The organism is Klebsiella sp. P1954, from assembly GCF_018199955.1.
Lineage (GTDB): Bacteria > Pseudomonadota > Gammaproteobacteria > Enterobacterales > Enterobacteriaceae > Klebsiella > Klebsiella pneumoniae.
In genome coordinates this window covers 3,734,638-3,753,097 of record NZ_CP073373.1, presented here as the reverse complement: position 1 = coordinate 3,753,097, position 18,460 = coordinate 3,734,638, and the positions used below count along the sequence as shown (strand labels likewise).

Genomic DNA, 18,460 nt, shown 5'->3' with positions numbered 1-18,460 from the left:
GTTGCAGGTGCTCCCCGGCAGCGCTTACCATGCCGGGGCTATCCTTTTCAGTACGTTGTCACCCGGACAGGGGTATGCCGCTACCCGGGTTTCGTACGTCATGCTTTGTCTTTCAAAACGATTAACGGCTCGATATCGCTCTCTTTTTTCACCACCAGCGACGAATCGCCGCGCAGGCAGGTACCGCCGTAGTTACCGCCGACGGTAAATGTGCACACCTGAATGTACTTACCGTCCACTTTCGGCAGGCACCACAGCTGCTGGTAGATATTCTTGCGATCGACAAACTGGCCGCTGGTCTTATCCAGAAGTTCATCCTGAGGGCCGATCAGGTCGATATTGTTGCCGCAGCGCCCGGAAATAGGCTTCACCGCATAGCCGGTTTTCGCCAGCTCGTCGTTAACCTCAAAATCGGTATCCAGCAGATAGCGATGATGCGGGAACAGCGACCACAGCACCGGCAGAATGGCTTTGTTGCCGGGGATCACCGTCCACAGGGGTTCGAATACCAATACTTCAGGACGCAGCAGGACGTCAATCAGCCGCACCTCATTCTGCGGATGTCCGGTACGAATCGGTACCGCCGCGTACTCCTCGGCGCTGACTTCGCGCACCTGCTCAATGGCGGTTTCCCATGCCCAGGTTTTCCAGACGCAGTTGACCAGCCGCCCGTCGGCGTCGATCAGCTGACCGGCAGCGTCCCAGCGCAGCTCATCAAGGCCAAAGAGAATTTTGCTCTCAAAACCGGCCTGGGTCAGCGAACGCTGAATAAACTGCGCGTGGTAGTTCTCTTCCAGATCCTTGTCCTGCATGATGTGGACGAAGGGCCGCGCCCGGCTGTGTTTCCACGCCCCCGCCAGCTCATCGAGCAGACCTTCCGCCGGATTGTGGCCGGTGCCGTAGTAGCCCTGCTTCAGCCACTGTTCGAGGATCAGCCCGCCTTCGGTATGGCAGGAAGCGGAATCGGCATTGTACTCGTACACCTTCAGCCCGCGCTCGTCCATGCAAAAATCCATGCGCCCGGTGATCATATGATGACGGCGGCGCTGCCACGAGAGGCGCAGACGAGGCCAGAGAATTTTCGGAATATCGAACAGCGCCAGCAGGTTGTCATCCTTCATCACCTTATCGGTGGCGTGCAGATACATCAGGTGCAGCTCGTTGGTGGCTTTGATCAGCTCCTGTTCGGCACTTTCGCTGATGGTGAAATACTGATAGGGATCCTGGTTGATGAAATGACCGTTGGCTGCCACGTAGGCTTTCTGCAGCGGGTCTTTCTCGTTCAGCCATTTACCGCGAAACTGGCCGTTGTTTGGCAGCCGCGCGCCTTTGATGGCCATCGCCTCGCCCGGCAGCACCGGCTGCGGCAGGCTGTGTTCGGTATCGGCGGTCTGGATCATCCAGCCTAAAATTTCGGTATCGGCAAAGGTATCTTTGATGGTGTACCGGCCGTCGTTGACCTCGAGGGTCAGCTCGCGGGTCCACTGCTGGCCCTGCGGCAGCGGCGAGTGAATCACGTTCTGCTCGGCGATACGCACCTTATTGCCGACAAGCTGGGTGATCACCGCCACATGGCCGGTGTGCTTAAACTCGCCCCCCTTCTGCCAGATCAGCAGCGAACCAGCGATAGGCGGACGGCGGGAGCCGTTGGCGAAGGCCTGCAGCGGCAGAATATTGTCATTGACCACTTCGCGCAGGAAACGCAGGGAGAAGATTTCATAAGCCATCCCCACATCGGTGAAGACAAAGCCATAGGTCAGGAACAGAAAGCGGCGCGCAAACTCCACGCACTGCCATTTATGCCCCATATACTCATTACCGATGTAGCTGCGAAACGTCGCGTCATCCGGGTAGTCCTGCGGATTTAAGCTACTGTAATTCGATGAATAAATCGCTACGCCACCGGGTGCATAGCCTAACAATGTCCCAAACGGGGCGTCACTGCTTGTCGATCCTTTGCTCATTTAGCCTGACCTCAAATTAATGCAGCCCGGGCAGTTGGCGAAACAAAACTCCCTCTTCTTATCCTGCCGCAGGCACTTACCAGACAGAGGTGTAACGATGATACCACTCATTCGTTTCGCTAATCGTGCCGTTAAGGAAATTAACCCTGCAGCCGGAAACAAAAGTGATATCGTTATCGGTGATATAACAAAAAACAACGCAACATCAGGAGTCGACAATGAGCACACCCTCGCATCTGAATGCCCAACCGCTGGTCTGGGGACACGGCCCGCGGACGTTTGAGGTGTTCCTTGAGCCCACCTGCCCCTACTCTGTCCGCGCGTTTAATAAACTCGACGATCTGCTCGATGAGGTCGGCGCCGATAACGTGACCATCAAGATACGCCTGCAGTCGCAGCCGTGGCATCTGTTCTCCGGGGTTATCGTCCGCTGCATCCTCGCCGCGTCCACCCTGCCGCACGGCAGAGAGCAGGCGCATAAGGTGATGCAGGCCGTGGCCGACCATCGGGAAGAGTTTGAGTTTACCGATCACTGCAGCGGGCCGAATATGAACGCCACGCCGCAGCAAATCATTGAGCGCATTGAACGCTACAGTCACGTGCTGCTGGGGGCCGCCTTTGCCCGCCCGGAGCTGCAGGACGTGATCAAGTGGCACAGTAAATACGCCCGTCAGAACGGCATCCATGTCTCGCCGACCTTTATGGTCAACGGCCTGGTGCAGCCGGATCTGGGCAGCGGCGATGATGTCAGCGTGTGGGCCGCGCGGATTATGGCCTGAGGTCACCTGCTACACTTTTTGTACATCCACGAAAAAGGCAAACCAGCATGTCAGAGCAAAACTACCAGCCACCAAAAGTGTGGGAATGGAAGCAAAACAGCGGCGGCGCGTTCGCCAACATCAACCGTCCCGTTTCCGGCGCGACTCATGAACGCGTCCTGCCGGTGGGAACCCATCCGCTCCAGCTATACTCACTCGGCACGCCCAACGGCCAGAAGGTGACGATCATGCTGGAAGAGCTGCTGGCGCTGGGCGTCAGCGGCGCGGAGTACGACGCCTGGCTGATACGCATTGGCGAAGGGGATCAGTTTTCCAGCGGCTTTGTCGAGATCAACCCGAACTCGAAGATCCCGGCCCTCAGCGACCATTCCACCACGCCGCCGACCCGGGTATTTGAGTCCGGCAACATTCTTCTCTATCTGGCGGAAAAATTTGGTTTCTTCCTGCCGAAAGATCCTGCCGGTCGCACCGAAACCCTCAACTGGCTGTTCTGGCTGCAGGGCGCGGCGCCGTTCCTCGGCGGCGGCTTCGGCCACTTCTATAACTATGCGCCAGTGAAGATCGAGTACGCGATCGACCGCTTTACGATGGAAGCTAAACGCCAGCTCGACGTGCTGGACAAACAGCTCGCCCGCGGTCGCTATGTGGCCGGCGAGGAGTACACCATCGCCGATATGGCTGTCTGGCCGTGGTATGGCAACGTAGTGCTGGGCAATGTCTATAACGCGGCGGAGTTCCTCGACGCCGGGAGCTATAAAAACGTGCTGCGCTGGGCGCAGGATGTCGGCAACCGCCCGGCCGTCAAGCGCGGACGCATCGTCAACCGCACCAACGGCCCGCTCAATGAGCAGCTGCATGAGCGCCATGACGCCCGCGACTTTGACACCCAAACGGAAGATAAGCGCCAGGCGTAAGGTCTTCACCCTTTCCCGTTGACGGGAAAGGGTTCCCACCACAGGACGGTTCCGCCTGCGAAGCCGTCCTGTTTAGCTTTCCAGCCGATAGCCCGCCAGAAAATAGCGCATCGCCATACCCGACCCACCTTCTTTGAAGAAATCCATCACCATATCCCTGTCCAGGCCATAGCGACGGGTGAGGATCCCCGCTTCCCAGGCGCTGAGCTGGCGGTCGCCGGTTTTTTCAAACATGCGGTGCGAGTAGCCGAGCACAAACCCGCGTTTATAGTCGGCGCAAAAATTCGCCGCATGCGCGGCGGTGTCAGCATAGGATGCCTGTAGCCCCGCCATTAAGCCTTTGCCAAAATGATTTTCCATCGCGCCCTCCCAATCGTTATATAATAAATTATATAGCGTTTTTTTGAGCGAGCGGTAGCGCTATTTATGACGGTTGCACTAGCGTAAATACTTCTCAAACCATGCCAGCGTGCGTTGCCAGGCCAGATCAGCCGCAGCCCGATCGTAGCGCGGCGTGGAATCATTATGAAAGCCGTGATTCACGCCCTGATAGAAATAGGCCTCGTAGACTTTATGGTGTTCCTTCAACGCCTGTTCATAGGCAGGCCAGCCTTCATTAATGCCGCTATCGAGGCCGGCATAGTGCAGCAGCAGCGGTGCTTTAATTTTATCAACCTCCTTCAGCGGCGGCTGGCGACCGTAAAACGGCACCGCGCAGGCCAGCTCCGGGATCGCCACCGCCGCCGCGTTGCTGACGCCGCCGCCGTAGCAAAAACCGGTGATACCGACCTTCCCCGTCGCCTGTGGATAGTTCGCCATAAACGCGACCGCCGCAAAAAAATCATTCATCAGCTTCACGGGATCGACTTTTTGCTGTAGGGCGCGGCCTTCATCATCATTCCCCGGATAGCCGCCGACGGCGCTCAGGCCATCCGGCGCCAGCGCGATATACCCCGCTTTCGCTACCCGCCGGGCTACATCTTCAATATAGGGGTTCAGGCCGCGGTTCTCATGCACCACCACCACAGCGGGCGCTTTGTCGGCTATTTTTGTCGGCGTCACCAGGTAAGCCCGCACTTCGCCGTGACCGTCAGGAGAGGGATAATGAATATACTCCGGGCGGATATCCGGGTCGGTGAACGGTACCTGCTCTGCCAGGGCATAGTCGGGCTTCAGCAGATTAAACAGCGCCAGCGCGGTCATCCCGCCGACAGTATATTTCCCCGCCAGCTGGAGAAACTCGCGTTTACTGATTTTGCCGTGGGCATAGTAGTCATAATATTCGAGCAACTGCTGCGGGAAATCTTTGGCCGTTAATCGCGTCATCACCCTGCCTCCGTTGTTAAGCGCTCTTTAAGCAAAGCAGAAGCCCGGACATACGCCAGCCCAGAAAAGCATTAAACGGGGAGAAACAGCCCAGCGGCTAACACCGCCGGGAGAGAAGGGATCAGTGTTTCACTTTGGTCAGACGATCAAGGTAGCCCATCACAAAGGCCGAAAGCACGAAGGTCAGGTGGATAATCACGTACCACATCAGCTTATTGTCCGGGACGTTTTTCGCATCCATAAACACCCGCAGCAGGTGAATAGAGGAGATCGCCACGATGGAGGCGGCAACCTTATTTTTCAGCGAAGTCGCGTCCATTTTGCCCAGCCAGCTGAGTTTTTCTTTACCCTCGTTAATATCCAGCTGCGAGACAAAATTTTCATACCCGGAGAACATCACCATCACCAGCAAACCGCCCACCAGGGTCATATCCACCAGCGACAGCAGGGTCAGAATCATATCCGACTCGCTGACGCTAAAAATATGCGGCAGTATGTGGAAGATCTCCTGAAAAAATTTGATGGTCAGCGCAATCAGACCGAGCGAGAGGCCAAAATAAACCGGCGCCAGCAGCCAGCGCGAGGCGTACATAGCATTTTCCAGAAAGCGTTCCATAAGATCCTGTCAGTTAACATAAACGGCCGCCATTATATCGCAACAGGGTAACGCTTATGCAACATCAGCCGCCAGCGTCATCTGCAGGCGGCCAGAAACGGTTTCTTTAAAGTATGACCTCAAAGTCCTGCAAAGCGGAATAGCCCTCGCTTTGTAGGCCAACCATTGAAGCAGCCAGCAGGCCAAATTTCGCGCCGACCCATTTTCCCTTCCCGGCAGCAAAACAAAGAGGAACCTTCCGCCACTCCTCCTCGGCTCGCCAGGAAAATTGACACAGGCCGCCTTCGCCTACGGCCACCTGCAGCTGACACTTGCCGCACTTAAGCTCAGCAAGAACCTGACGAGTTTCGCGCACCACGCCCGCATCGCTCATCCAACCGTGTCGCCACACGAGCCGGTAACCCCCTTGCCCAAACTCCACCAGCAAAGCGGCGTAGCGTTCGCCGTATACGATCAGGCCTCCGGCATCACCGTCCTGAGCGGCATATAACGTTACGCTTGTTTTCGCGCTAAAAGTTAGCGCCGGGAATTTCTGCAGCAACAGCTGCGGCGCCCAGTATAACGCTCTCTGTCCATCGACTTCGGATAATGGGACGCAGCGTAATCGAAGTTCGCCTTCCGCCGGCAGCAGCCACTCAGGGCTGGGGTTAGCCTGCCACTGCCACTGTATTCCCGGTTGGCCTTGCGCAAAATAGTCGCTGGTTTGCGGCGCCATTGCCGGTGAAGGCGTTAACCCTTTAGGACGCGGCCAACGTAAAACCGGCTGTCCGACGCCGCAGTTGCCAATCTGCTCACCGATACGCGGCCAGCCATCGTTACCCCAGGACATCGGCTGGAGGTGAACCACGCGGCCATAGAGGTGTAAGTCCTGGAAATGAACAAACCAGCATTCGCCCTCCTCACCCTCCACCCAGCCGCCCTGATGTGGTCCGTTTATCGAGGTGTTTCCCTGGAAAAGCACGTTTTTGGCTTCCCAGGGCCCCGTCATCTGGCGCGCGCGCAGTACCGTCTGCCAGCCATTTTCAACCCCGCCCGCAGGAGCAAAGATGTAGTACCAACCGGCGCGTTGATAAACCTTTGGCCCCTCAAGGGTAGGTAAATCGCAGCAGCCGTCATAGATAATCTGCCCTTCGCCCAGCAATTCGCTGGCGTCCGGCGCCATCGCAAACAACTGCAGTTTATGCTTGATGCCGCTGCGGCTATGGGCGAAGGCATGTACCAACCAGGCCTGACCATTGTCGTCCCAGAACGGGCAGGGATCTATCCAACCTCTGGCCTCGCGCAGGCAGTGCGGAGCGCTCCATTTCCCCCACGGATCCTCGGTATGGCAGATAAAAATACCTTCATCTGGCGTGCTGAAGCAGACCCACAGCTTGCCATCGTGCCAGCGAATCGACGGCGCCCATACGCCCTTACCCGGCTGATACCGGTCATAACCAGGTAGCGGCAGTTCATCCATAACGTGGTTGATGATAGTCCAATTAACCAGGTCCGTTGAATGCAGGATCGGTAAAGCGGGCACATGGTTAAAACTGGAAGAGACCATAAAGAAATCATCGCCTACGCGCACGATATCCGGGTCGGAATAATCGGCGCATAAGATAGGATTCTGGTATTCAGAAGGGGTCATATTTCGCATCTCCTCAGGCCTTTTCCGGAACGGCGTTTAGCGGCAAATGCGTCTCTGAATGCCCCTGCTGCTGACGCATGGACAGCTCGCGCTGAATTGTCTGCATCATTTTGTCATCCAGTTTATAGAAACGCGCCAGCCACCACAGGAGCAGGTAAGATAGTGATGGACCGAGGGTTAACAGCCCCACAATTCCCATTGTCGCCAGCGGAGTCTGCGCCGTTACGCCCGCCTGATAGCCAAATAGCCCAAGCGAAAAACCTACGGCGGCGCCAGCAACCGCCATGCCCATTTTCAAAGCAAACAGATTACCGGAATAGGATAAACCCGTGATGCGACGGCCAAACTTCCATTCGCCATAATCGGCAGCGTTGGCCATCATGTTCCATTTAAACGGCTGGTACATCTGATGGAAGAAGCCGACCAGGAAGTATAAAGGGAACACCACCGGCAGCCAGGTCGGCGGCACAAAGAACATTACGACGCCAACCAGGACCAGCAGGAGGTTGATATTTTTAAACAGCGATACCGCGCGATAGCGCTTGGCCAGCCATCCGGCGGCGATGCTGCCGATAATCGTGCCAACGACGCTGGTGGAAACAAATGCTGATTTCATGGCCGTTCCCGCTGCTGACTCCACACCGCCTAACATCAGGTAGGTTGCATAATAGAGCGTGGCGGCGCTGCGCATAACCCCGGCCATACTGGAGAAAAAAGTAATTATCGCCACAATACGCCACTGGTCATTCGCCAGCAGCTGACGGAGGTCTTCGCGTATGCTCCCCTGCTGTTCAACAGCTGGAGCCACGCGTTCTTTGGTAGAGAAGAAGCAAAAAGCCAGCATTACAATAGCGATCGCGCCCATGATTCCCATTGTCGCCTGAAAACCAAACTGCTTATTTTCTTTACCGAAAAAATCCACCAGGAACAGGGTTGCGACAGAAACCATCAGACCGGCCAGAGATGAGATCGTAAAACGATATGACTGGGCTGAAAGGCGATCCTTCTCATCACGCGTAATGACTCCGCCCAATGCGCAGTAGGGAATATTGATAAAGGTGTAACACAGCATGAGTAAGGTGTAGGTCAGGTAGGCATAAACCAGTTTACCCGATGCGCCAAATTCCGGAGTCGTGAAGGTCATTACCGCCAGCACGGCATAAGGTACGGCAAACCAGATAAGCCACGGGCGAAAATGGCCCCAGCGGGTCTTTACACGGTCTGCAACAATGCCGGTTAGCGGATCGGTAATCGCATCCAGAACCCGCGTCACCAGGAACATCACTCCGACTGCGGCAGCAGAAAGCCCGTAAATATCCGTATAAAACCATGTCAGAAACATGGTTACCGAAGAGTAAACGATACCGCAGGCTGCATCCCCCATGCCATATCCCAGCTTCTCCGCAAATGACAGTTTATTATCGTGATTCACAATATAATCCCTCTCAGATGAAGTGGTATTCACTGTAGAGGCAGGATAAAAACTATCCTATTGTCATTTTTCGCATCGGGTTTATGTTTTCTGTTAACTGAGAAAGTTGTCACACATCTATAAGATTGGTCTTACAAGTTATTGCGTCACCTATTAAAAAGCTGGCGCAAGGCCAGCCTGAGAAGAAAAGTGGAAAGGGGGAGGTTACTTCGCTTTGACGGTCTCTTCGCCCACCAGCCCGATCTTGAGATAGCCCGCCTGATGCAGGGTATCCATCACTTTCATCATCGTCTCGTAATCGACGGTTTTATCCGCGCGGAAGAAGACAGTGGTATCTTTTTTGCCGGCGGTCAGGCTATCCAGGGCGTTAATCATATTCGCTTCGGTAACCGGGTCGTTGCCGAGGAACATGCTCTTATCCGCCTTCACCGACAGGTAGATGGGTTTTTCCGGTCGCGGTTGCGGCTGGCTGGAGGAGGCCGGCAGATTGACCTTCACGTCGACCGTCGCCAGCGGCGCGGCCACCATAAAGATAATCAGCAGAACCAGCATGACGTCGATAAACGGCGTCACGTTGATCTCATGCATTTCGCCGTTATCGTCCAGATTTTCATTAAGACGCATCGCCATAGCCGATCAACCTACCCGTAATTTCTGCGCGCTGCGCACCGGCTTCACGCCGCTGGCGCTGAGGTCCAGATCGCGGCTTTGCAGCAGGAGTACCTGAGCGGCGACATCGCCGAGCGAGGCCTTGTAGCTGCCGATCATGCGGGCGAAGATGTTATAGATGACCACCGCCGGGATGGCGGCGAACAGGCCGATGGCCGTCGCCAGCAGCGCTTCTGCGATGCCCGGCGCTACCACCGCAAGATTGGTGGTCTGGGTCTGGGCGATGCCGATAAAGCTGTTCATGATGCCCCAGACGGTACCAAACAGACCCACAAACGGGGAAATGGCGCCGATGGTCGCCAGATAGCCGTTACCGCGCCCCATATGGCGACCAACCGCCGCAACGCGGCGCTCAAGGCGAAAACCGGTTCGTTCCTTGATGCCTTCATTGTCTTCGGCACCGGCAGAGAGTTCGAGTTCGTTCTGCGCTTCATTGATAAGCTGGGTGGTGAGGCTTTTCGCCTCAAAGGCGCTGGCGATATCGCTGGCCTGATCGAGAGAGCGGGCTTCCGCCAGCTGCTGCTGTTCACGTTTGAGGCGACGCTTGCTGGCGAGGATTTCCGCCCCTTTACCGAAGAAAATGGCCCATGTGACGACCGACGCCAGAATCAGGCCAATCATCACCACCTTAACGACAATATCGGCATGATGATACATACCCCAAACGGAGAGATCCGCCTGCATCAAATTATTACCCACGCTCTATCTCCACGACGATAATCACAAAATCTGCCCACAATAATATCAAAACGACATCGAATTGATAGTGGTTCTCATTAGTATTTACACTGTGCAGCAAATCACGTTTATTTTCCTTGCGCTTACGCAGTAAAAAAGCGGCTAACCGCGGGCCGGGTAAAATTTTCGCCTGTATCGGCGGTGCGCTGGTACAGAAAAGCAGATTCATGTTAGTTTAGACGTCCAGACGTATAAAAACAGGTTCGTCAACATGGCTGATAAACATCTTGATACCGCGCTGGTCAACGCCGGGCGGAGCAAAAAGTACACCCAGGGCTCAGTGAACAGCGTTATCCAGCGCGCGTCATCGCTGGTTTTCGACACTGTCGAGGCCAAAAAGCACGCCACCCGCAATCGGGCCAACGGCGAGCTGTTCTACGGTCGTCGCGGCACCCTGACCCATTTCTCGCTGCAGGAAGCGATGTGCGAGCTGGAAGGCGGCGCCGGCTGCGCCCTTTTCCCCTGCGGCGCCGCGGCGGTGGCTAACACTATCCTGGCGTTTGTCGAGCAAGGCGACCATGTGCTGATGACCAATACCGCCTATGAGCCAAGCCAGGACTTTTGTACCAAAATTCTCGCCAAACTCGGCGTCACCACCAGCTGGTTCGATCCCTTAATCGGCGCCGATATCGCCCGTCTGGTTCGCCCTGAGACCCGCGTGGTGTTCCTCGAATCGCCCGGCTCGATCACCATGGAAGTGCACGATGTGCCGGCGATAGTCGCCGCCGTGCGTCAGGTCGCCCCGGAAGCGATTATCATGATCGATAACACCTGGGCGGCGGGGATCCTGTTTAAAGCCCTGGATTTTGGCATTGATATTTCCATTCAGGCAGGTACCAAATACCTGATCGGCCATTCCGACGCCATGGTGGGCACCGCGGTGGCGAATGCGCGCTGCTGGCCGCAGCTGCGTGAAAATGCCTACCTGATGGGGCAAATGCTGGACGCCGATACTGCCTATATGACCAGCCGCGGCCTGCGCACCCTGGGCGTGCGCCTGCGTCAGCATCATGAAAGCAGCCTGCGCATCGCCGAGTGGCTGGCGCAGCACCCGCAGGTGGCGCGGGTAAACCACCCCGCCCTGCCCGGCAGTAAAGGTCATGAGTTCTGGAAACGTGATTTCACCGGCAGCAGCGGGCTATTCTCGTTTGTGCTCAGCAAGCGCCTCAATGATGCCGAACTGGCGGAGTACCTCGACAATTTCAGCCTGTTCAGTATGGCCTATTCGTGGGGCGGCTTTGAGTCGCTGATTCTCGCCAACCAGCCGGAGCAAATCGCTCACATTCGACCGGATGCTGAAGTCGACTTCAGCGGCACGCTGATCCGCCTGCACATTGGTCTCGAAAATGTTGACGATCTGCAGGCGGATTTAGCAGCGGGCTTCGCGCGTATCGTGTAAAGTGACAGTCAGTGGCAACAATAGCGGACGCTTTTTAGCAAAGCGGCCGCTTTTGTTGCGCCCGGGATCAAGGTGCTCGGGCCTCTTCAGGAGTACACTAGTCAACAATACGGTACCACTTAGGAAAGTCCATGGTTGTCATTCAAGAGATTGTCGCCGCGCTGTGGCAACATGATTTTGCCGCATTGGCGAACCCTCACGTTGTGGGCGTTGTATATCTGGTTATGTTCGCGACCCTGTTTCTGGAAAACGGGCTGCTGCCCGCCTCCTTTTTACCGGGAGACAGCCTGCTGCTGCTCGCCGGCGCGCTGATTGCTAAAGGCGTCATGGACTTTGTGCCCACTATCGCCATTCTGACCGCCGCCGCCAGCCTCGGCTGCTGGCTGAGCTATGTGCAAGGGCGCTGGCTGGGCAATACGCAAACGGTGAAAGGCTGGCTGGCGCATCTGCCGCATAAGTACCATCAGCGCGCCACCTGCATGTTTGACCGCCACGGCCTGCTGGCGCTGCTCGCGGGCCGTTTTCTGGCGTTTGTCCGCACCCTGCTGCCAACCATGGCCGGGATTTCTGGCCTGCCGAACCGCCGCTTCCAGTTCTTCAACTGGCTGAGCGCCCTGCTGTGGGTCTGTGTGGTGACGGGTCTTGGCTATGCGCTGAGCATGATCCCGTTTGTGAAGCGCCATGAAGATCAGGTGATGACCTGTCTGATGATCCTGCCGATTGCCCTGCTGCTGGCTGGCCTGCTCGGCACGCTGTTCGTGGTCATTAAAAAGAAATATTGCAGCGCCTGACGCTTATCTGCCGGGGGGCCTGCGCCCGCCCGGCCGCCCTTTCCCGGTATTACATCCCCTGCATCGTGCGAATACGCGCGGCGTCTTCTCCCGGCGTCAAACCGAAGTAGCGCTTAAACTCGCGGCTGAACTGCGAAGGGCTTTCATATCCCACGCGCATCGCCGCCGCGCTGGCCTTCATGCCGTCATGGATCATCAGCATTCGTGCTTTGTGCAAACGGTAGTTTTTCAGATACTGCAAAGGAGATGTGCTGGTCACCGCTTTAAAATTATGGTGAAACGCTGACACACTCATATTCGCTTCCGCCGCCAGCCGATCGACGCTGAGGTTTTCGGTGTACTGGCTTTCGATATGCTTGAGCACGCGGCTTATCAGGCTGAAGTGGGTCTGCCGGCTGACCAGCGCCAACAGCGCGCCGCCGCAGGGCCCCGTCAGCACATAATACAGAATTTCGCGGACGATTTGCTTGCCAAGGATCCGTGCGTCCAGCGGCCGCTCCATCACGTCAAGCAGCCGTTCGGCAGCGCACAGAATATCCTCCGAGAGTACCGCGGAGTTTATCCCGCTGGAGGCGACCGCGGGCTGAAACAGCGGATCTTCGCCAATATCCATCAGCAGCTCTTGCAGTTGCAGGATATCGACGTTCAGGCGCATCCCGGCGAGGGGCACCTCCGGGGTGGCAAAGGTTTCGCACTCGAAAGGTAGCGGCACGGTCAACAGTAAATATTCGTTTGTATCGTAGCGAAAAGTCCGTTCATTGATATAACCAATTTTATGGCCCGAAAAGAGAAAAACGATCCCCGGCTGATACATCACCGGCGTCCGGGGCCCCGGTTGCGTTCCGTACAGCAAACGGACGTCAGGCAGCAACGAACTTAACATTTCGTGCTTATCTTTCAGCAGGTTAATCTTCTCCGTTAATGTCCGACATATCTCTGCGTGTTGCATTGCCACCGTCTCTCCCGATGTTTCTTCACCTGTACATTGTGCGCAGGCCGCTACAAATTCTCCAGCCATATGGAGAAATAGGCAAGACATCGGCAGGAATGTGCATTGAGGGTCAACGGCGCCAGGACCACAATAACCTTCATCGGGCAGCGGTATCGTCCCTGTCGACGGTTTTACTCTTTGGAGGACTTAAGCAATGAATAATTTCGACCTGCATACCCCAACCCGCATTCTGTTTGGCAAAGGCGCGATTGAAAAGCTGCGTGAACAGATCCCGGCGGAAGCCCGCGTACTGATCACCTACGGCGGCGGCAGCGTCAAAAAAACAGGCGTCCTGGATCAGGTCCTCACCGCTCTGAATGGCCTGGATGTCCTTGAATTTGGCGGCATCGAGCCGAACCCGTCTTACGAAACCCTGATGAATGCGGTGAAACTCGCCCGGGAAGAGAAAGTGACCTTCCTGCTGGCGGTCGGCGGCGGTTCGGTGCTGGATGGCACCAAGTTTATCGCTGCAGCAGCCCACTACGACGCGGATATCGATCCGTGGGAAATTCTGGAAACCTATGGCAGCAAAATTGCCAGCGCCATTCCAATGGGCTCGGTACTGACTCTGCCGGCGACTGGTTCTGAATCCAACAAAGGCGCGGTCATATCGCGGAAAACCACCGGCGACAAACGCGCGTTTATGTCTTCGCACGTCCAGCCGCAGTTCGCGATCCTCGATCCGGTTTATACCTATACCCTGCCGCCGCGCCAGGTCGCGAACGGCGTGGTTGACGCCTTCGTCCATACCGTCGAGCAGTACGTGACCTACCCGGTAGACGGCAAAATCCAGGACCGTTTCGCCGAAGGCATTCTCCTGACCCTGATCGAGGATGGCCCTAAAGCCCTGCAGGAACCGGAGAACTATAACGTGCGCGCCAATATTATGTGGGCGGCGACGCAGGCGCTGAACGGCCTGATCGGCGCAGGCGTGCCACAGGACTGGGCGACGCATATGCTCGGCCACGAGCTGACGGCGATGCACGGCCTGGATCACGCCCAGACGCTGGCTATCGTGCTGCCGGCGCTGTGGAATGAGAAACGCGATGCCAAGCGCGAGAAGCTGCTGCAGTATGCCGAGCGCGTGTGGAATATTACCGAAGGCTCTGACGACCAACGTATCGATGCCGCCATCGCCGCAACGCGTCAGTTCTTCGAGCAGATGGGCGTGCCGACCCGCCTTTCCGATTACGGTCTCGACGGTAGCTCCATCCCGGCGCTGCTGGCGAAACTGGAAGAGCACGGCATGACTAAACTTGGCGAACATCAGGATATCACCCTGGACGTCAGCCGCCGTATTTACGAGGCTGCACGCTAAGCGCTCCCCGCCTGATTCACCTCTCCTTACGTTAAACAAACGCCGGGGAGAGGTGTTTTTACTACCGTTTTTAGCTATTTCGTCCAGACTTAATGCTACCCCTCGGCGGATCCTGCTTCGCCGAGTTCATTAACAGGAGGAAGGCATGACACATCCAACCGTTATAAAACTGCACGACGGCAACCTGATGCCGCAGCTGGGTCTCGGCGTGTGGAAAGCTGGCAACGAGGAAGTCGTCTCCGCCATTCATAAGGCGCTGGAAGTCGGTTATCGCTCTTTTGACACCGCCGCCGCGTACCAAAATGAGACCGGCGTCGGCAATGCGCTGCACAGCGCTGGCGTCAACCGCGATGAGCTCTTCATCACCACCAAGCTGTGGAACGACGATCAAAAACGGCCGCACGAGGCGCTGAAAGAGAGCCTCAGCAAACTGAAGCTGGACTATGTGGATCTCTATTTAATCCACTGGCCGGTACCGGCTATCGGCCATTACGTCGAGGCCTGGCAGGCGTTGATCGAGCTGCAGCAGCAGGGGCTGACCAAAAGCATTGGCGTGTGTAATTTCCAGGTACCGCATCTGCAGAAGCTGATTGATGAAACCGGCGTCGCCCCGGTGATCAATCAGATAGAACTCCATCCACTTATGCAGCAGCGTCAGCTGCACGCGTGGAACGCCACCCACAAGATCCAGACCGAATCCTGGAGCCCGCTGGCCCAGGGCGGCGAAGGCGTCTTCGATCAAAAAGTCATCCACCAGCTCGCCGATAAGTACGGCAAAACGCCGGCGCAAATCGTCATCCGCTGGCATCTTGATAGCGGTCTGGTGGTGATCCCGAAATCCGTCACGCCGTCGCGTATCGCGGAAAACTTTGACGTCTGGGACTTCCGTCTCGACAAAGATGAGCTGGGAGCGATCGCGAAGCTGGACCAGGGTAAACGTCTCGGTCCTGACCCGGATCAGTTCGGCGGATAATGCTCTCTCTTGCCATCGCCTTTAGCGCCTCGGCGTTAAAGGCGATGGCAGACCAGATGAATATCCTCTGGCTCCAGCGCAAACAGCGCCGGGTCGGGCTTATCCGCTAAGCGACATCCCTGAGCCAGATAAAAATCGACGGTGTTTTTGTTGGGGATCGACGAGATATAGAGGCCGGACGCCCCCATTTCTGGCAGCTGGTGCAGGGCATACTGAAACAGTCGCCGCCCCCAGCCCTGGCCGCGCTTTCCCGCCCCGACATAAAAGAATAATAGCTGGCGCAGCTCGCCATTCATGCCGCGAGGCAGCGTATCCAGCGCCGCTGCGGCAATCATCTGCTCATCGTCAAAAAAGGCGAAAAAAATACCGCCGCGATCGTAACAGGCCTCGTGAATCGGAGTATAAACCTGACGATCGTGAGGGTCCCAGCCACGCACGTCATAATATTCCCGATAAGCCCGCAGCTGACCGTTATCGAGACGGTAGAGCGTATCGATAATTTCGCTGCGGTCTATCTCCCAGAGCTGGTCCAGTTGTTGTCGCGACAGGATGACCGGCGTCATCACCTCTCTCCTTTTTTCACAGATGTTCCCGGCGAGCGATCCCGCCGGGCCAGCCGCTTAGCGTGATACGGCCTTCGGCTTAACGCGTTTTTTCGCGCCCGCAGCGGCAGGCGTCTGGCGCTGATGGGCGATCGGCGTGTGCTTGGTCAGCGCCGGACGAGTATGGCGGTTCTGGCGACGCGCTTCACGCATTTCGTCCAGGGTTGGCGCTGGCACCAGGCAGTCGCGACGGGAGCCAATCAGGTGCTTCTTGCCCATCGCCTCCAGCGCCTGACGGATCAGCGGCCAGTTTGCCGGATCGTGGTAGCGGAGCAGCGCTTTGTGCAGACGGCGCTGTTTATCGCCCTTCGGCACCACCACCTCTTCGCTCTTATAACCAATTTTACCCAGCGGGTTCTTGCCGGTGTAATACATGGTGGTCGAGTTCGCCAGCGGCGACGGATAGAAGTTCTGCACCTGGTCGAGACGGAAGCGATGCTTCTTCAGCCACAGCGCCAGGTTCACCATATCTTCATCACGGGTCCCCGGATGAGCGGAGATAAAGTACGGGATCAGATACTGCTCTTTACCCGCCTGCTTCGAATAGGTGTCGAACAGCTCTTTAAAGCGGTCGTAGCTGCCCATTCCCGGCTTCATCATCTTCGACAGCGGTCCCTCTTCGGTATGCTCCGGGGCGATCTTCAGATAGCCGCCGACGTGGTGGGTCGCCAGCTCTTTGATATAGCGCGGATCTTCGACCGCGATGTCATAGCGTACCCCGGAGGCGATAAGGATCTTCTTGATGCCCTTCAGCTCGCGAGCGCGGCGATAAAGATTGATCGTCGGTTCATGGTTGGTATCCATGTGCGGGCAAATATCCGGATAGACGCAGGAGAGACGGCGGCAGGTCTGCTCAGCGCGCGGCGATTTACAGCGCAGCATATACATGTTGGCCGTTGGCCCGCCGAGATCGGAGATCACCCCGGTAAAGCCGGGCACGGTGTCGCGAATGGCTTCGATCTCATTAATGATCGAATCCTCAGAACGGCTCTGGATTATGCGTCCTTCGTGCTCGGTGATCGAGCAGAACGAACAGCCGCCGAAGCAGCCGCGCATGATGTTGATTGAGAAGCGGATCATCTCATACGCCGGAATACGCGCATCGCCATAGGAAGGATGCGGCACCCGCTTGTACGGCAGCGCGAAGACGCTGTCCATCTCTTCGGTGGAGAGCGGGATTGCCGGCGGGTTGATCCAGATGTAGCGCTCGCCGTGCTTTTGCATCAGCGCCCGGGCGCAGCCGGGGTTGGTTTCGTGGTGCAAAATGCGCGAGGCGTGAGCGTACAGGACCTTATCGCCTTTCACCTTCTCGAAGGAGGGCAGCAGCACATAGGTTTTTTCCCACGGTTTGGGCCGCGGCGGCTGCACAGTAATGCTTTTCGCTTCCTGTTTTTTCGGCGCGACCGGTTTGTTATCGGCGCACGGCAGATCTTCACCGTACGGATGCGGGATGGGGTCAATTTTACCGGGCGTATCCAGACGGGTGGAATCCACGCCGCTCCAGCCCGGCAGCGCCTCTTTCACCATGATGGCGGTATTGCGCACATCGCGGATCTGGTCGATGGTTTCGCCCATCGCCAGGCGATGAGCCACTTCCACCAGCGGACGCTCGCCGTTGCCGAACATCAGCATATCGGCCTTGGAGTCCACCAGCACCGAGCGGCGCACGGTGTCGGACCAGTAATCATAGTGGGCGGTACGACGCAGGCTGGCTTCGATGCCACCGAGGATCACCGGCACATCTTTCCACGCCTCTTTACAGCGCTGGGTGTAGACGAGGGTAGCGCGGTCCGGACGTTTGCCCGCCACGTTACCCGCCGTATAGGCATCGTCATGACGTAGTTTACGGTCGGCGGTGTAACGGTTGATCATTGAGTCCATGTTGCCGGCGGTCACGCCGAAGAACAGGTTCGGTTTTCCCAGACGCATAAAGTCGTCTTTGCTGTTCCAGTCCGGCTGGGAGATGATCCCTACCCGGAAACCCTGCGCTTCCAGCATGCGGCCGCAGATAGCCATCCCGAAGCTCGGGTGGTCGACATAGGCGTCGCCGGTGACCAGAATAATGTCGCAGCTATCCCAGCCAAGTTGATCCATCTCTTCACGCGACATCGGTAAAAAGGGCGCAGGGCCAAAACAGGCAGCCCAGTATTGCGGCCAGGAAAAAAGGTCACGATCCGGTTGGATCAGGGATATTGCGCTCATATTGCTTCCGGGGAAAATGATAAAAAAATAACCAAAAGGGCGTGGATTATAAGCCGGAATGATAGTGGAAATGAAGGAGGATTTTCTCAAACCCTGACCGTGCGCCGGCCAGGGTC

At 56.7% G+C, this 18,460-nt stretch carries 17 protein-coding genes and 1 pseudogene; 6 read left to right on the top strand and 12 right to left on the bottom strand.

Features of this window, described 5'->3' with window-relative positions:
* Positions 1-98 precede the first annotated feature (98 nt).
* On the bottom strand, positions 99-1,964 hold the full coding sequence (gene gss, locus KB890_RS18065; RefSeq protein ID WP_002916740.1) for a bifunctional glutathionylspermidine amidase/synthase: 1,866 nt from the start codon (positions 1,962-1,964) through the stop codon (positions 99-101).
* A gap of 76 nt (positions 1,965-2,040) precedes the next feature.
* On the bottom strand, positions 2,041-2,148 hold the full coding sequence (locus KB890_RS18060; RefSeq protein WP_032408710.1) for a hypothetical protein: 108 nt from the start codon (positions 2,146-2,148) through the stop codon (positions 2,041-2,043).
* A gap of 34 nt (positions 2,149-2,182) precedes the next feature.
* Here KB890_RS18060 and KB890_RS18055 point away from each other — a divergent pair, with 34 nt between their 5' ends.
* Positions 2,183-2,743 (top strand): DsbA family protein, encoded by a 561-nt coding sequence (locus KB890_RS18055; protein WP_004150918.1) that lies wholly within the window; start codon positions 2,183-2,185, stop codon positions 2,741-2,743.
* A 47-nt stretch (positions 2,744-2,790) separates the two neighbouring features.
* Positions 2,791-3,657 carry a glutathione-dependent disulfide-bond oxidoreductase gene (yghU, locus tag KB890_RS18050; protein ID WP_002916742.1) on the top strand — a complete coding sequence of 289 codons (867 nt, stop codon included), beginning with the start codon at positions 2,791-2,793 and terminating at the stop codon, positions 3,655-3,657.
* A 72-nt stretch (positions 3,658-3,729) separates the two neighbouring features.
* On the opposite strand, the gene KB890_RS18045 is transcribed toward yghU, so the two are convergent.
* The 7 genes from KB890_RS18045 to exbB all read right to left on the bottom strand — a co-directional run bounded on the left by KB890_RS18045 (position 3,730) and on the right by exbB (position 10,029).
* On the bottom strand, positions 3,730-4,017 hold the full coding sequence (locus KB890_RS18045) for a DUF2623 domain-containing protein (RefSeq protein WP_002916743.1): 288 nt from the start codon (positions 4,015-4,017) through the stop codon (positions 3,730-3,732).
* A 78-nt stretch (positions 4,018-4,095) separates the two neighbouring features.
* Positions 4,096-4,983 carry a YghX family hydrolase gene (gene yghX, locus KB890_RS18040; protein ID WP_004144560.1) on the bottom strand — a complete coding sequence of 296 codons (888 nt, stop codon included), beginning with the start codon at positions 4,981-4,983 and terminating at the stop codon, positions 4,096-4,098.
* Between the two features lie 121 nt (positions 4,984-5,104).
* Positions 5,105-5,599 (bottom strand): TIGR00645 family protein, encoded by a 495-nt coding sequence (locus KB890_RS18035; protein WP_004105804.1) that lies wholly within the window; start codon positions 5,597-5,599, stop codon positions 5,105-5,107.
* Between the two features lie 106 nt (positions 5,600-5,705).
* On the bottom strand, positions 5,706-7,229 hold the full coding sequence (locus KB890_RS18030) for a glycoside hydrolase family 43 protein (protein ID WP_004181316.1): 1,524 nt from the start codon (positions 7,227-7,229) through the stop codon (positions 5,706-5,708).
* 13 nt (positions 7,230-7,242) lie between these two features.
* Positions 7,243-8,661, bottom strand: a complete 1,419-nt coding sequence (locus KB890_RS18025) for a glycoside-pentoside-hexuronide (GPH):cation symporter (RefSeq protein ID WP_002916782.1) — start codon at positions 8,659-8,661, stop codon at positions 7,243-7,245.
* Positions 8,662-8,865: 204 nt separating this feature from the next.
* Complete coding sequence (exbD, locus tag KB890_RS18020) at positions 8,866-9,291, bottom strand: TonB system transport protein ExbD (RefSeq protein ID WP_002916785.1); 426 nt, start codon at positions 9,289-9,291, stop codon at positions 8,866-8,868.
* Between the two features lie 6 nt (positions 9,292-9,297).
* Positions 9,298-10,029, bottom strand: a complete 732-nt coding sequence (exbB, locus tag KB890_RS18015) for a tol-pal system-associated acyl-CoA thioesterase (RefSeq protein WP_004174395.1) — start codon at positions 10,027-10,029, stop codon at positions 9,298-9,300.
* Positions 10,030-10,279: 250 nt separating this feature from the next.
* Between exbB and metC the strand changes: the two genes are divergently transcribed.
* Together metC and yghB are read left to right on the top strand one after the other, a co-directional pair.
* A complete protein-coding gene (gene metC / locus KB890_RS18010; RefSeq protein ID WP_004149836.1) occupies positions 10,280-11,467 on the top strand; it encodes a cystathionine beta-lyase in 1,188 nt (395 codons plus the stop codon).
* Positions 11,468-11,598: 131 nt separating this feature from the next.
* Positions 11,599-12,258 carry a DedA family general envelope maintenance protein YghB gene (yghB, locus tag KB890_RS18005; protein ID WP_002916791.1) on the top strand — a complete coding sequence of 220 codons (660 nt, stop codon included), beginning with the start codon at positions 11,599-11,601 and terminating at the stop codon, positions 12,256-12,258.
* 49 nt (positions 12,259-12,307) lie between these two features.
* Here yghB and KB890_RS18000 read toward each other — a convergent pair whose 3' ends face one another.
* On the bottom strand, positions 12,308-13,207 hold the full coding sequence (locus tag KB890_RS18000; RefSeq protein WP_004144552.1) for an AraC family transcriptional regulator: 900 nt from the start codon (positions 13,205-13,207) through the stop codon (positions 12,308-12,310).
* Positions 13,208-13,403: 196 nt separating this feature from the next.
* Between KB890_RS18000 and yqhD the strand changes: the two genes are divergently transcribed.
* Together yqhD and dkgA are read left to right on the top strand one after the other, a co-directional pair.
* Positions 13,404-14,567: an alcohol dehydrogenase gene (gene yqhD / locus KB890_RS17995; RefSeq protein ID WP_004144551.1), complete on the top strand. Its 1,164-nt coding sequence runs from the start codon at positions 13,404-13,406 to the stop codon at positions 14,565-14,567.
* A 145-nt stretch (positions 14,568-14,712) separates the two neighbouring features.
* Complete coding sequence (gene dkgA, locus KB890_RS17990) at positions 14,713-15,540, top strand: 2,5-didehydrogluconate reductase DkgA (protein ID WP_002916796.1); 828 nt, start codon at positions 14,713-14,715, stop codon at positions 15,538-15,540.
* Positions 15,541-15,575: 35 nt separating this feature from the next.
* Here dkgA and KB890_RS17985 read toward each other — a convergent pair whose 3' ends face one another.
* Positions 15,576-16,103, bottom strand: a complete 528-nt coding sequence (locus KB890_RS17985; protein WP_004150920.1) for a GNAT family N-acetyltransferase — start codon at positions 16,101-16,103, stop codon at positions 15,576-15,578.
* A pseudogene (locus tag KB890_RS17980) lies at positions 16,103-18,434 on the bottom strand (YgiQ family radical SAM protein). Before KB890_RS17980 ends, KB890_RS17985 begins: the two are co-directional and overlap by 1 nt.
* Between the last annotated feature and the right edge of the window lie 26 nt (positions 18,435-18,460).

Coding starts and splice junctions, on each gene's coding strand:
- gss (WP_002916740.1), bottom strand. CDS start 1,964: ATGAGCAAAGGATCGACAAGCAGTGACGCCCCGTTTGGGACATTGTTA.
- KB890_RS18055 (WP_004150918.1), top strand. CDS start 2,183: ATGAGCACACCCTCGCATCTGAATGCCCAACCGCTGGTCTGGGGACAC.
- yghU (WP_002916742.1), top strand. CDS start 2,791: ATGTCAGAGCAAAACTACCAGCCACCAAAAGTGTGGGAATGGAAGCAA.
- KB890_RS18045 (WP_002916743.1), bottom strand. CDS start 4,017: ATGGAAAATCATTTTGGCAAAGGCTTAATGGCGGGGCTACAGGCATCC.
- yghX (WP_004144560.1), bottom strand. CDS start 4,983: ATGACGCGATTAACGGCCAAAGATTTCCCGCAGCAGTTGCTCGAATAT.
- KB890_RS18035 (WP_004105804.1), bottom strand. CDS start 5,599: ATGGAACGCTTTCTGGAAAATGCTATGTACGCCTCGCGCTGGCTGCTG.
- KB890_RS18030 (WP_004181316.1), bottom strand. CDS start 7,229: ATGACCCCTTCTGAATACCAGAATCCTATCTTATGCGCCGATTATTCC.
- exbD (WP_002916785.1), bottom strand. CDS start 9,291: ATGGCGATGCGTCTTAATGAAAATCTGGACGATAACGGCGAAATGCAT.
- metC (WP_004149836.1), top strand. CDS start 10,280: ATGGCTGATAAACATCTTGATACCGCGCTGGTCAACGCCGGGCGGAGC.
- yghB (WP_002916791.1), top strand. CDS start 11,599: ATGGTTGTCATTCAAGAGATTGTCGCCGCGCTGTGGCAACATGATTTT.
- KB890_RS18000 (WP_004144552.1), bottom strand. CDS start 13,207: ATGCAACACGCAGAGATATGTCGGACATTAACGGAGAAGATTAACCTG.
- yqhD (WP_004144551.1), top strand. CDS start 13,404: ATGAATAATTTCGACCTGCATACCCCAACCCGCATTCTGTTTGGCAAA.
- dkgA (WP_002916796.1), top strand. CDS start 14,713: ATGACACATCCAACCGTTATAAAACTGCACGACGGCAACCTGATGCCG.
- KB890_RS17985 (WP_004150920.1), bottom strand. CDS start 16,103: ATGACGCCGGTCATCCTGTCGCGACAACAACTGGACCAGCTCTGGGAG.